This window comes from Vallitaleaceae bacterium 9-2, from assembly GCA_038396585.1.
In the GTDB taxonomy this organism is placed as follows: Bacteria; Bacillota; Clostridia; order Lachnospirales; family Vallitaleaceae; genus UBA1351.
The window spans coordinates 3697675-3711397 of the sequence record CP121691.1; the positions used below are offsets into that span (position 1 = coordinate 3697675).

General features: G+C 38.0%; 12 protein-coding genes. 3 read left to right on the forward strand and 9 right to left on the reverse strand.

The genetic code is table 11. The features are described from left to right. Positions 1 to 19 precede the first annotated feature (19 nt). The 5 genes from QBE53_16815 to QBE53_16835 form a co-directional block, all read right to left on the reverse strand. Positions 20 to 1444, reverse strand: a complete 1425-nt coding sequence (locus QBE53_16815; protein WZL81438.1) for a leucyl aminopeptidase — start codon at positions 1442 to 1444, stop codon at positions 20 to 22. After that, complete coding sequence (locus tag QBE53_16820; GenBank protein WZL81439.1) at positions 1429 to 3420, reverse strand: beta-galactosidase trimerization domain-containing protein; 1992 nt, start codon at positions 3418 to 3420, stop codon at positions 1429 to 1431. Before QBE53_16820 ends, QBE53_16815 begins: the two co-directional genes overlap by 16 nt. A 25-nt stretch (positions 3421 to 3445) precedes the next feature. Further along, positions 3446 to 4270 (reverse strand): carbohydrate ABC transporter permease, encoded by an 825-nt coding sequence (locus tag QBE53_16825; protein ID WZL81440.1) that lies wholly within the window; start codon positions 4268 to 4270, stop codon positions 3446 to 3448. Positions 4271 to 4274: 4 nt separating this feature from the next. Then, positions 4275 to 5165: a sugar ABC transporter permease gene (locus tag QBE53_16830; protein WZL81441.1), complete on the reverse strand. Its 891-nt coding sequence runs from the start codon at positions 5163 to 5165 to the stop codon at positions 4275 to 4277. A gap of 79 nt (positions 5166 to 5244) precedes the next feature. After that, positions 5245 to 6603 carry an extracellular solute-binding protein gene (locus QBE53_16835; GenBank protein WZL81442.1) on the reverse strand — a complete coding sequence of 453 codons (1359 nt, stop codon included), beginning with the start codon at positions 6601 to 6603 and terminating at the stop codon, positions 5245 to 5247. A 181-nt stretch (positions 6604 to 6784) separates the two neighbouring features. Here QBE53_16835 and QBE53_16840 point away from each other — a divergent pair, with 181 nt between their 5' ends. Both QBE53_16840 and QBE53_16845 read left to right on the forward strand, forming a co-directional pair. After that, a complete protein-coding gene (locus tag QBE53_16840) occupies positions 6785 to 8494 on the forward strand; it encodes a histidine kinase (GenBank protein ID WZL81443.1) in 1710 nt (569 codons plus the stop codon). An 18-nt stretch (positions 8495 to 8512) separates the two neighbouring features. Further along, positions 8513 to 10039, forward strand: a complete 1527-nt coding sequence (locus QBE53_16845) for a response regulator (protein WZL81444.1) — start codon at positions 8513 to 8515, stop codon at positions 10037 to 10039. 38 nt (positions 10040 to 10077) lie between these two features. Here the strand turns inward: QBE53_16845 and QBE53_16850 are convergent, their stop codons facing one another. The 3 genes from QBE53_16850 to QBE53_16860 all read right to left on the reverse strand — a co-directional run bounded on the left by QBE53_16850 (position 10078) and on the right by QBE53_16860 (position 11544). After that, positions 10078 to 10260, reverse strand: coding sequence for a DUF6472 family protein (locus QBE53_16850; GenBank protein WZL81445.1), 183 nt, complete (start codon positions 10258 to 10260; stop codon positions 10078 to 10080). A 17-nt stretch (positions 10261 to 10277) separates the two neighbouring features. Continuing rightward, a complete protein-coding gene (locus QBE53_16855; protein WZL81446.1) occupies positions 10278 to 10964 on the reverse strand; it encodes an ElyC/SanA/YdcF family protein in 687 nt (228 codons plus the stop codon). A gap of 160 nt (positions 10965 to 11124) precedes the next feature. Continuing rightward, positions 11125 to 11544: a hypothetical protein gene (locus QBE53_16860; protein WZL81447.1), complete on the reverse strand. Its 420-nt coding sequence runs from the start codon at positions 11542 to 11544 to the stop codon at positions 11125 to 11127. A 193-nt stretch (positions 11545 to 11737) separates the two neighbouring features. Here QBE53_16860 and QBE53_16865 point away from each other — a divergent pair, with 193 nt between their 5' ends. Continuing rightward, on the forward strand, positions 11738 to 12577 hold the full coding sequence (locus QBE53_16865) for an AraC family transcriptional regulator (protein WZL81448.1): 840 nt from the start codon (positions 11738 to 11740) through the stop codon (positions 12575 to 12577). Here the strand turns inward: QBE53_16865 and QBE53_16870 are convergent. Beyond that, entirely contained in the window at positions 12566 to 13714 is a 1149-nt protein-coding gene (locus QBE53_16870; protein WZL81449.1) for a glycoside hydrolase family 88 protein, read from the reverse strand. The two genes, QBE53_16865 and QBE53_16870, sit on opposite strands and share 12 nt — an antisense overlap. Positions 13715 to 13723: the final 9 nt, after the last annotated feature.

The window sequence follows — 13723 nt, forward strand, 5'->3', positions numbered from 1 at the left end:
TTGCTTGAAGCTTTCTTAATCATTTGTTTGTAGACTTCAATAAGTGATACAATGTTGTCACACCACTTCCGGTTGCCCCTTTTGTTTGATACTCAAACACAGGTGTATCCACCCAGGCCGTCCCTGCAATGTCCACGTGAATCCATGGAATCTGTTGAATAAAATTTTCCAAAAAAATACCGGCGGTAATTGTCCCCAAATAGGAGGCGCCCACATTTTTTATATCGGCAATACTACTTTCCAATAATTGACGATACTCATCATAGATTGGCAGTTGCAGATATTGTTCGCCACTTGCGCCTGCCGCTTCTAAAAAGTCTTGTGCAAATCGATGATCATTGGACAAAATCCCCGCGGTAGAAAATCCAAGTGCTGAGACAACACTTCCTGTTAACGTTGCAATATCCACAACACGATCCACTTTTTCATTTTGCTGTACATAGGTCAAACTATCTGCAAGAATCAACCGTCCTTCAGCATCTGTGTTAATGATCTCAATGGTTTTGCCTGACATAGAACCAATCACGTCTCCCGGAACATAACTTTCCCGTGATAATCGATTCTCACAGGTCGGTATGACACCGATGACATTCGCTTTGACTTGGTTTTTCGCTAATGCACACATTACACCAAGCACTGTTGCACCCCCTGCCATATCCCCTTTGATGCCAAGCATGGATTGGCTGGGTTTTAGGCAATACCCTCCGGTATCGCAGGTAATTCCTTTACCTACAAGTGCTGTTGTTGACTTCGTTAAGGGATTGCCATAATAGCGCATAATAATAAGTCGTGTGTGTTGACTTCCGCTACTTCCTACCGTCAAAAATGCCTTCATACCCAGTTCATGAATCTTTTCTTCGTCAAAGACATCAACTTCAAAGTGCTCTTGTTGTCCAAGCTCTAGCGCTATCTTTGCAAATGTAATCGGTGTCAAGTAATTCGACGGCATATTAACTAGGTTTCGAGTCAATATGATGCTTTCCACAAGATTCTTCGCATGGGTGATGCGCTGTTTTACCTCATCTTGCATCTCCTCCATAAAACCATATAGAAAAATATCATACTCCGTCGCTTCTTGTGTTTGTTTATAGGATACAGGTGCGTATAGCCCTAGCATAATTCCTTCAACTAGGGCGTCTACGACAGGTACTCCATAGGCTTTGATCAAAAGCTCAACATGAATACTGCAGGTCTTAATTTTATCTTGTATTAAGGCTTTCATCCCTTTGGCAACACAAGCCTTAACGCGTTGTGTACTAAGTTTGTCACGTTCTCCAAGTCCAACCATGAGCGTTTGACACTGATTGTCAAACGCTCTAGAGAGATGGAGATAATCTCCTCGGTGATTATCTCCATCTGCTGAATACATAAAATCAAGGTTTATCGATTTTTGAGGCATCATACCACAATCTATTTGTATCTTTTGGTTTAATATTGTATACATATCATCTCATGCCCTTTCACACCATAATTGAAAATGTCAATGTAGTCTTCTCGGCACTTAAAATCAATGTCTTTTTCTGTGGTTACATTATATACCCGCTTAACCTCTTGGTCGCCTACATAGACACTAATATCCAGCGCATTTAATGTATGGACATCTTCAACGGTATATAGATTTTTCGCTCTTTTTTCAATAATGTAGTGCAGTAGATGTAAGACATCTCGGTTATGCTCCTCTTGATGATTCAAGGTCGTCAACAATGTCGATGGACCGTTATGCGACACCACTCCACTGCCAATCAAAGCATGAATCAAATCTCTAACTACTATTTTACACCATTTTGGACAATAATCATTATAAATCGTAAAAATCGGATGGGATATATAGATGGCATTGTCTAAGCGTGTAACTGCCGGCGTTCCTTCTTGCCCTGATGATGGTGCATGCTGGTGGGAACAGTAAGTATCGCCTTCTCGATTAAAGTAAGGTTTAACTGAAGACATTAATATTTGGGCTTTGTCTGCCTCTACTGCTGCTCCTTTTTCATACATCACATAAGGTTCTGGAAAGAGTTCACTGGCGACGACTTCATTAGGAAGTATAAAATCACGATCATATGGGGACTCTCCATGATAACGTACCCCAAATACATTATCCTTTTGACCACTAAGGTCTAGGTTTGATTGGTAACTTCCAAGCACTTTACCTCCTTGACCGATATAATTTTCTAAGCGCTCATTCAAGTATGTTGAGTACTGAATGTGGTCAGGTAAAATCAACAGCTTATATTTTGAAAAATCCATTTCACTATCAATAATATCAAACTGAAGGCTCAATTCTTGAAGTATGCGGACAGTCCCCATCAAACTTGGTGGCAACCCTAAGTCATGATCTTTTGAAGTATAAAATTCTTCGGGTGTTAATACGCCAATTTCAGTAATGGCCTTTGCCCCAAAACAGTAAGGTTCTTTTTTTGCCACTTGACCATATACGTGTTCAATCAAACTGTAACCTGCCTCAGATAATTCGCCAAGGGGGTGAAGTTGGTCTCCGACGGAACACCCGGCATTCATGGCTAGCATTTGAAAGCATTCATACTCTAGTGCTGCTTGATTTTTGACCGAGTGAAAATCCCCCCAGTATGTATGGAACTTGCCTGTCATGCCTAAGATTTCTTTGTCTAAGTGACGTGCATAACGCACCGTCGTAGGAAAATGCATATAGCCCCATCCACCACTTGGCAAAGATTCCAGTTCCAGGTGGGTATATGCGTCAAGGTTATTTTTTATTGCTGGTCCAATATGGGAGCTATTATAAAAAATACCGACACCAGGAACCCGTTCTTGTATAAAGGCGGTAATCTCTGTCTTAAATTCATTGAGCATAAGAAGTGAATATTCGATACGGTTCTCTTTTTGTGTAGGATCCATGTTTTTCTCTGCCATTTTCTCTTGGCATACCGGACAATTACAATCCGTTTTAAAGAGTATATCCATAAAAAATCCGTCAATACGCTCGATGCCCACAGAATCAATAATATCTTGTAAGTGGTCTTTAAAGTATTTTCTATATCCACTATTAAGGCATATCGTATAGTAAAAATGCGGTTCAGCTACATTTTGACTGTTGATGTGATTGCCCTCTCCATCCACGGCTAACCACTGGGGATATTCTCGTGCAATATAAGCATCCCACTGTACTGTGGTATAGATTGGGGCCTTGATATTTTGTGCATGGCAGGCATCGATTTGCTCAATCAACAAGTTCTTATTATCTAAGTGAGGATGTATGCGCTCTGGTTGATGCTTGGAAGGGTAGTATAAATTTCCATGATGGCATCTGGCAAAACATGTTATTGAATCTACATTTGCTTTTTTTAAACGTTTTGCAAACCGTTCTCCATCAAAATCTTTTCCAATATGTTCAATATGCTCACTCGTGTGAAAATCTAAATGAATCTGACGATAACTTAACATATGTTCCTCCTATTTTGTCCTTTGCTTAACCTTTTACTGCACCAGCTGCCAGTCCACCTTCCACTTTTTCCTGGAATAGTAGGTAGATAATCAGCGGTATGCAAACAGTAATAATAATTGCTGCCATCAAGGGACCATATTCTGATCCACGTTCACCATTAAAATTTAGCAATCCCAAAGAAATGGGCTTAAGTTTATTGTCGTTGATGAACAACAGCGGGAATAAGACATTATTCCATGCACCTAAAAAGTTAAAAATCGATATGGTTGAGATTGCAGGCACAGACATTGGCAACATGATTCTCCAATAGATTTGAAAATATCCGGCACCGTCAATAATCGCCGCTTCCTCAAGGGATGCATCAATTCCTCGCATAAATGTTGTCAATACCATGATGCTAAAAGGTAATGAAAATGCTACATAAATTAAAATCAAAGCCATCAAATTATTTTTCAAGTTAAACATTCCAATAATATAGGCAACAGGAACTAAAACTGAATGCATAGGAATCATCATTCCTAACAAGAAAAATAGGGAAATTGCTCGGTTAAATTTAAATGTAAACCTTGACAATACATACGCCACCATTGAGGCGGTAACAATAAGCAATACAATGGTCATTACCGATATAAAGATACTATTAATAAAATAGGTTCCCATATTTGCTTCAACCCAAGCGACTTTATAATTCTCATACAAGAACTTTGCCGGTAAGCCAAAAGGTGAATCAAATATTTCCACATTGTTTTTAAATGATGATAATGCTGTAAATAGCATGGGGCCGATAAAGGCTGCCGCCATAACAATTAAGAACAAAAATGTAATGATTTTATTGATATTTTTTTTCACTTTTTTACACCTCTTTTCTATTTCCTTGCAATAAACGTTGTCCACCAACCGTTAGAATCAAGGCAATCAATAAAATAATGATTCCTATTGCACTACCCAATCCATAATTATCATATCTAAAGGCTTCATAGTACATTAACGTTGTCGGTAAGTTCGTCAATCCATTCGGTCCGCCTTCCGTCATGACAAAAATCAACTCAAAGACTTTAACGGTTCCAATGATATCCATAAGGATACACATGCTGATAATCGGTTTAAGCATTGGAATGGTAATGTAAAAAAGTTTGGTTACGCCATTAACACCATCAAGTGCTGCAGCTTCATATACTTCGTTGGGTATAGTGGTTAACCCTGCTAAGAGGATGACCATATAGTAGCCTATTCCAACCCATATATTTACAAAAATAATCGTATTCATCGCTGTTGAGGGGTTAATAAGCCATGCTGTTGCTAAATTATCCAACCCAAGCGATGTCAACATTGCATTCATTGAACCATTGGGCATGAAGATAAAATACCATAACAAGCCAACTGCTGTCAGTGGAAATACGGTCGGCACGAAAAAAATCGCTTTAAAGACTCGATAACCTTTGTATCGGTTATTAATGGCAACCGCTAGCAACAATGCAATGGGTGTATGAAACAACACACTAAAAAATACCATACGCATCATATTCTTTAACGATAGAATAAAATTCGGGTTGTTAAATGCCGTTATATAATTTTTTAATCCTACAAATTCCAACGCTGCGCCTTTGATTCCATTCCACTCTACGAGAGAAAAGTATACGGCTCCTAACATAGGAATAATCATAAATACAACATATATGATTAATGCAGGGGCTAAAAAGAGAAAAAGCTTGGTTTTATCCTTCGTTTTTTTTAATGTTCTCAATCTGATTACCTCACTAACCTTTTGTAAAAAATGAGAACAAAGTGCAACATGCACCCGTTCTCATTTATTAACTTTTATTTTACTTATTATCGATTTCTGATTGAATCTCTTGTGCTGCTTGTTCTGGTGTGTTACCCACAAACATACCTACAATAGAGTTTCTTGTACGGTCTTGCATAGATCCTACCGGGTCAAAGTCAAAGACGTCAACTGCAATTCCTTCTGATGTTCCACCAAGCTCTGCAACTTCTTTAAACAAGTCGCTTACTGTATTGTCTGCAATATCGATATCATTACGAGGCATTAAAAATTGTGCTTCTTCAGCATATCGCTTCGCTGCATCTGCAGATGTTAACATCATCACAAGTTCTGTAGTGTATTCTTTTTCCTTACCTTCAAGATCTCCACTCACCATATATGGGCTGATAATTTGCATATCATGATCTTTAAATTCTGGTTTTTCTTCAAAATATGGGAACTTAGCACTGTGGATATCTTCTGCATATTCTGTCTCTTCAGGATTTGTGAATTTTCCGATATTCCATGGTCCGGTGATAATCATTGCCGCTTCACCTTTTAAGAATTGTGTTACTGCAATATCATCGCTAATTCCTGCTGTTCCTTCTGGGAATGCATCCATATCATATAACTCTTTAACATAAGCAAGCGTTTCTACAACATCTGGATCCGTCCATTTTTTCTCACGTGTTCCAAGCGCTTTAGCCGCATCAATCCCTAACCATTTGTAGAAGATTTGATTGTGCAAATGTCCCGCCATATATGTTGACTTTGCACCTAAAGCAATCGGTACAATATCGGCTTCGTTTAATGTCACGATCGCTTCTTTTAATTCAGTCCATGTCTCTGGGAACTTGTCGATTCCTGCGTCATTGAGTACTTTTTCATTATAGAAGACACCGATAAGTCCAGACTCCATAGGCACTCCATAATAACCTTCATATCCAGGAACTTTATAATAGTCCATTGCCCCTTTAGCTAAGCCTTCTGACCATTCAGGATTGGCTTCATACACTGGTCCCATATCCATAATCATGCCATTTTCAATATAATCACTTAGGTTTGCCACCCCTTGAATTCTAAAGATATTTGGCAGTGTACCTGATGCAATGTCCGTCTTAAGTTTGTTGTTAAATGAGGACTCATCCCCTTGAGATTCATCCACGATGACAACATCTGGATGCTTTGCTTCAAATTCTTTAAGGACATCTTTAAAGATTTGTACTTGAGTTGTTGTTCCTGCCATTCTTGTTAACAGGCGAATCTCGATTTTTTCTTCGTTATTGGATGTGCTTTCATTTCCTGTGGATGTCTCTTCTCCTGAGTTTGTTGTTGAATTTCCTTCGTCATTTGTGTTGCCACAAGCTGTCATACTAAAAATCAACGTTAACATCATTAGTAGTGCGATTATTTTTTTCATTTGGTACCCCCATTGATAAAATAATTTTATTAGTGACACGTCAATAGTAGCAAAATTATTGCTCTACTTCCATGGACATAACTTCTTTTTTTTGTACTTTTTCAATATTTTCCCACAAAAACTCGAATCTATTATATACTAATTATACAATAATCAGGAACCCTCCAAAGGAGATTATATTATGAAGCAATTTTCCAATCGTATAAAAAACTTACGTATCAAGCATAAAATCTTTATTGGAATCTTAATAACATCGATTATTTCTATATATCTTATTTTTGTCACAACTGCAATTATCATGTACAATTATCACATCCGCCTTACCTCGACGGCTTCCATGAAAGAACTGGACTATATCACTAAACAGTTAGACACTACTTTAAATACCGTTGAAAACTTTGGAAAAACTATTGCTGTCACTCCATCTGTTCAGACATTTACCGATAAATTCAATGCCGCTCCCGAAACATTTAACCCCCTCGATGCATTCAATTTAAAAAATGATATTAACACGATTATCCAGTCAACCCCTTTTATCCATTCCGTCTCCATATATTCTTCTGCACGTGAGCTCATTGCCACAACAGACAATGCAACAACACCGCCTAATATTGATGGGATTAACATATCCGAAAACATATGGATTTCTCGCGAAAAAATAAAAGCTTACTATCCGAATCAGACCGTAAGCGTTATCTCATATATCCAAGAGTTTTATGGTTACAACGACGGAAAACTCCTTGGCTACATAGAGATTTCCATACCTGAAACCTCTATTTCCAATATCTATAATAATAAGTCCACCCATCACTATAGCAATCAATTTATTGTTGATCATCATGGATTTGTCCGCAGTACCGATGGGTCCTACAAGCTCTACCAATACTACGCCGATTTTTTAGATATTATTGTCCCGGAATCTTCCGGCTTTAATTATGTTAATGATGACATTGTTTTTTACAAATATTATGACCGACTCGACTGGTATTTGGTTTATGCTATTAATCGCAACTTTTTCTTAGAACCCATGTATTCCCTTATCCTTGTGTCCGCAGGCATCACTATTCTAGGATTGATATTAGCAAGTTTGTTATCTCTTAAGATATCTAAAACCATCACCATGCCCATTGATTTTTTGATTCGTCATATTCAAAAAGTCATCAAAGGGGATTGGACCCCGCTTAACAGCGCGACATATGATAAAGATATCCAGTTTTTATACCATGAGTTTAATGCCATGTTAAAAGCGCAAACCAAGTTGACCTCTGACCTCATTAACGAGCAACAGTTAAAAGAAAAGCTCTCCCTTGATTTACTTCAGCAACAAGTCAACCCGCATTTTTTATATAACGCTTTAGATAATATATGCTCTCTGGCTGAGATGGAAGAAAAAGATATCCTTGTGGATGTGGTCATGAATCTTTCGAATTTTTATCGGGAAGCACTTAATGATGGCAGCATCTATATTACCATTGGACAAGAGCTATCGATTATCGAGTCCTATCTTAAGATTATGCTGGTACGCTACTATCAAAAATTTGATTATACGATTGAATGTTCCGAGTATTTGAAGAATAAACAGTGCCTTAAACTGCTACTTCAACCTATTGTCGAGAACAGCATCTATCATGGTATCAAAGAGATGAACGGAAAAGGGCATATTCAGATTCGTGTCTTTGAAGAAGACGGTTCCGTCTATTTCCATATTCAAGACAACGGTATCGGCATTAAAGAAGAAACCATTCAACGCATTTGGGATCAAGACAGTCGAAGCTTTGGTTTAAAAAATGCCAACCAACGTATCAAACTATACTATGGTGATGATTATGGTATCACCATCTCAAAAAATGCCCCCAAGGGTTGCCTTGTTATTATACGCATAAAAGCATAACTGAAAAGGAGTTTATCTATGTTTAACGTACTTATTGCCGATGACGAATACTTTATTCGTCAACGTATCAAAAAAATTATTGATTGGGAATCTCTTGATATGATATGTATTGGAGAAGCAGAAACCGGGGAAGAAACCATACGTTTTTTGGATCAAAATGATATTGACATATTGCTTCTTGATATTAATATGCCTTCTATGTCCGGCCTACAAGTTGCCGAGCATGTCTATACACATAAATATAAGACAAAGATTATTATTTTAACCGGTTTTAACCGTTTTGATTATGCACAAACCGCATTAAAGTTAAGGGTTGAAGATTACTTGGTCAAGCCAATTAATAAAGCCGATCTTAATAAGACCCTTGAAAATTGCAAGGCACGAATTCTAACCCAAAGAAAAGCCGATCTTGACCTACACAATTATCAACGCTATATTCAAAAGAACACCTTATATAAAGTTATTGATGCTACGATGGCTTTTTCTTCTTTGGCAGAATTGATGCCTGCCATCACACGCTATGCATACACGGCATTTGTAAGCCTCTATCTGCCGACGCACCATAATTCACATGTTGAACAAATCGCGCAACAATTATCCGCTTTATTCAAAGCAGAACATTACACAGACTATGACATCGTCTCATTTCAAGAATCTGAATCCATCACTATCTTTCAATTGCTGATGGCTAAACCTATTGAGCGCAATACACTTGTTCATCTATTTTCAACCGTTTTAAACCAATATTTATCCCATACCATCCATTACTTTGCTGCGTTTAGCCATATCCTCCCCATTCAGGACGTCTGGGCAGATGCCTATCAGGCAACATTCACGGCACTTAATACACGCTACTTTAAGCCAAAGGATAAGATTATCCTTGCGGATAACGCTTCCCATACCATCACCACTTCCGGGTCGGTTTCTATAAGAAACCAGCTAACCGTTTATCTAAATGCAAAAGATGTCGCCGCGATTGAACAATTACTCGATAATTTATTTTTCAATATTCAACAGGCTGAGTCCTACGACTATTTACTAATTGCCGTTACAGAGATCTTTATCACATTAAAAATAAGCTACCCTCATCAATTTAATCTCATCGAAACAACGATTCAAGATTTGATTTTAGATAGCTATGCATTAACAGATATAAAAGAAACAATGATGCTCTATATTTCCCAGTGTTTGGAAACCGTTGTACACGATAAGCCATCGAATACCGTTTTGGTCAATAAAGTCATCGATTATATTAACAAAAACTATACTGCCAATGATTTATCGGTCGCTGAAATATCTGCATATTTTGATTTTACGCCTACATATTTAGGCACAACCTTTAAAAAGATTACGCAACAGTCCTTGTTACAATATATTACCAACATTCGTATGGATAAGGCAAAAGATCTCTTGACCCATACGGACACCTCCATTACAGAAATTTCAGAGTGTGTTGGCTATTCAGATGTGTTCTACTTTAGCAAAAAATTCAAAGCCATTCACGGCTGCTCGCCAAAAGAATACGCCAAGCGAAACCGCTCATAGTAGGCGGTTTTATTGCCTTGTGATTTATTGGCCTTGCTTTATTGACCTTGCTTTTTAACGATAGTATAGTCATCCCCCATACGAAAAGCCGTACATTCGACTCGTCCACTATAAAACATTTTTTCAAGGTCATCTTGATCTAGGTCCATCGAGCAAAAATATACATCTTCTTCTATATCATAATCATAATACATGCAGTATTGGCACATATTTTCATTCATAAAAATAGCCTCCTTATTTAATCATTGGTTGCTTCGCCACTACCGCTTATGGGAATCACTTCACCCAAATAGGTTGGTTGAGGTTTTAGCAGTGCCGTTCCAAAGTCTTTAACTCGAGCTGCCATTTCACGTAAATCCCGATAAAATTGCCCATTGTACTTTCTAGGGTCTGATGCGACACCATATGCCTCAAGCCCTAATTCATTGGCTACATACAAGGCTCTAGATAAGTGATAGCCTTGTGTCACAATAATCACTGAATCTACTTCAAAGACCTCTTTGGCCCGTATCATGGATTCATACGTTGAAAAACCTGCATGGTCCATAAAGATATGACTATCTTCGATTCCAGCATCCATCGCATAATTTTTCATGACATTAACTTCATCATAGTATTGCCCACCATGATCACCGCTCATCAGCATCCGCGGGGATGCCCCTTGATTATAAAGTTCAATCCCTTTATCTAAGCGATCTTGAAGCATCGGACTAGGACGTGTCCCTCCCCAAACGGCTGCACCAAGGACGAGAATACAATCTACATCTTTTGCTTTTGCTTCTTCTAGTGTAATTATCCGTTCTCTATATTTAAAAACAACATATCCATTAATCGCGAGTATAATTACTAGCGCAACCAAGGATAGTCGAATAAGTCTTACTAATAAACGCTTTAAGGCATTTAGCATTCTTTTAAGTCGTTGCATAGCACATTCCTCTCACAGTCACCTAACCATTTGCGACTATATTATATCATGCTTTAGCGCTTTTTTTTATTAAAGTTTTATAATAACCTATTCTTTTCATTCAGAAAAAAAGCAATCGGAAGGCTCCCTTCCGATCGCTTCTTTTCGTTATAGGTAAAGCTTAATGACAGATTCCTAAGCCTTGACCACGTCCTCGTCCAAGTCCAAGACCTGTACCATCTGCATTTCTTTGTTTTACACCATTTCCTTGTCCTTGACGTAAGCCTGAAGTATCGTTTCTAAAAATTTGAAGATGTCCATCTTCACCTAATACACAATCTTCATTGTATAGATATCCATTAGGACCTCTACCAAAGACGCCTTCTTCAGCCACTTGTGTCATATGTTCAACCATAAGATCGTATTGTTCTTGAGTGATTAATCCACTATCTAAGGCTTCATCCAACTGCTCTAATCGTATTTCTAAAAAAGTTGCTGCATCCATGTTGCTGTCTGTCGTCTCAACCTCTGCTGCTGATACTGCTGCGACACTTAGGATAAGCATCGCTACTGCTGTTAATGTTACTAATAATTTTTTCATTTGAATTCCTCCATTCGTTTTTTTCATCTTTTTTTGATACTCTTATTATAGGAATCAAATGTGACAGATTTGTGACTGTTTTATGTAAAATTCGATTTGTTCTTTGTTTTGACGCTTTAAACCTTCTATGCTAGAATGGATTAAATATCAATCTGGGAATACGATAGAATATGATAAGGACTTGGGAGGATGTATGATTACCAAAAATATTGATTATGTTGTTGATCACTTTCGCATTAAATCAAAAGCATATAATAACTACACCATGAATGCATGCCATTTTCACGATGCATACGAGATCTATTATTTGAACAAGGGCTCTCGTCAATATTACATTAATAATCAAACCTATTCTATTGAGGCAGGTTCTCTTGTCATGATTCCACCCTATATTTTGCATAAAACCATGGACACCGGTCTTGCCCATGAACGTCTACTTTTAAGCTTTCGTCCGGATTTTCTTCCTATGACAGATTCAACCGCTCTCATACAAAAAACATTTTCAAAGCGACATGTCCTTGCACTCGATGCGACCATGCGAAGTCATATTGAGACTATTTTTAATGCAATGATTGATGAAGCCTCTCAGCAAGACGCTTTCTTTACCACACGCTTGCAACTACTACTCACAACGCTGTTGATTGATGTTGCCAGGTATATTGAAGCAAACGAATCGGCTCCCAAAAACAAAAACTCTGTCAAACAACGTATCTATCAAGTCATCGACTATCTAAAAACGCACTACAAGACAAAGATTTCTCTACAGCAATTAAGCGACACATTTTTCATCAGCCCCTATTACTTAAGCCGTTCCTTTAAAAAAACAACAGGCGTCACCATCAATAAATACATCCAACAGCTTCGTATTATTGAAGGTCAACGCCTGTTAAAAGAAACCTCTCGTCCCATTAGCTCCATTGCTGATGAGTTAGGCTATGCCAATATCTCCGCTTTTGACAAACAATTCAAGTCCTATACTGGCCAAAGCCCAAAAGAATATCGCCAGTCTTCACCTAAAAAATCAATTCGTTGATGTCTCAAACCGTAAAATCTCTGTATAGCACATCAAAAATGGCGCTACACCTTTAGCTTCGCTCTCAACGACCGGTTCTGATAGATAGTACTCAATCGTTCCATCCCGTCGTTCTTTGCCGCCAAGGCCTGCCACTAGGCAAGTCCCACCTAAACTTAGCTGACCGTTTTCTTCTTTAAGATAACGTCGGCATATATCTTCATAGGTCTTATATCCATATGCTGCATAACGATTAGGAAGAACGCCCATATTCACACCTTTAAAAATTGCATAGGCAATAATAGCACTTGCACTTGTCTCTAGGTAGTTACCTTCTACATCCGCTCGGTCAAGAACTTGGTAAAACATACCACTGTCGCTTTGTACCTTTAATAGTGCGTCGATAACCTCTTTGAACAAATCAATCAAGTACTTATAATCTTCAAAAATCTGCTCATCCATGGCTTCAACCGTATCCAAAATAGCCATGACATACCATCCCATCGCTCGTCCCCAAAAATTCTTTGATAGTCCTGTGGTCTTATCACACCAAAACATCTCCCGGGAAGAATCATAGGCGTGGTAATAGAGACCTGACTTTGAATCTTTCATCATGGCTTCAACCACTTTGAATTGTCCCACGATATCTTTATAATTTTTGAAGCCATTATACTTTGTCTCATAGCTCATATAAAATGGCTGAGCCATATACAGCCCATCCAGCCAAATTTGATTTGGATAGATCTGCTTATGCCAAAAGTTTCCTTCTTGAGTCCTTGGCTGCTCTTGAAGTTGAGCATATATAGTTTCAATCGCCTTTCGATATTTTTCCTTACCGGTCAATTCATATAAAGGGTAAAGCACCTTTGCCTCGTTGATATTATCCAAGTTATAGGTTGTCTTTTCATAGGTTTTAATCTGGCCATCATCCATCACAAAGTAATCAATAAACTGATCCACAAACTCGAGATATTTTTTGTCTTCCGTGATGAAGTACATATCCAAAATCGCTTTCATCATGCATCCATCGATATAATTCCATTTGTTTTGTTCCCCTGAAAGAATTTTTTCCATATTCCATGCCGGGGAAATAGGGCTTGATTTTTCAATGAGTTGGTCTAAATATTTTTGTATTTGATCTAATACATGTTGTTCCATAATCTTCTC

Coding starts and splice junctions, on each gene's coding strand:
- QBE53_16815 (WZL81438.1), bottom strand. CDS start 1,444: ATGTATACAATATTAAACCAAAAGATACAAATAGATTGTGGTATGATG.
- QBE53_16820 (WZL81439.1), bottom strand. CDS start 3,420: ATGTTAAGTTATCGTCAGATTCATTTAGATTTTCACACGAGTGAGCAT.
- QBE53_16835 (WZL81442.1), bottom strand. CDS start 6,603: ATGAAAAAAATAATCGCACTACTAATGATGTTAACGTTGATTTTTAGT.
- QBE53_16840 (WZL81443.1), top strand. CDS start 6,785: ATGAAGCAATTTTCCAATCGTATAAAAAACTTACGTATCAAGCATAAA.
- QBE53_16845 (WZL81444.1), top strand. CDS start 8,513: ATGTTTAACGTACTTATTGCCGATGACGAATACTTTATTCGTCAACGT.
- QBE53_16850 (WZL81445.1), bottom strand. CDS start 10,260: ATGAATGAAAATATGTGCCAATACTGCATGTATTATGATTATGATATA.
- QBE53_16855 (WZL81446.1), bottom strand. CDS start 10,964: ATGCAACGACTTAAAAGAATGCTAAATGCCTTAAAGCGTTTATTAGTA.
- QBE53_16860 (WZL81447.1), bottom strand. CDS start 11,544: ATGAAAAAATTATTAGTAACATTAACAGCAGTAGCGATGCTTATCCTA.
- QBE53_16865 (WZL81448.1), top strand. CDS start 11,738: ATGATTACCAAAAATATTGATTATGTTGTTGATCACTTTCGCATTAAA.
- QBE53_16870 (WZL81449.1), bottom strand. CDS start 13,714: ATGGAACAACATGTATTAGATCAAATACAAAAATATTTAGACCAACTC.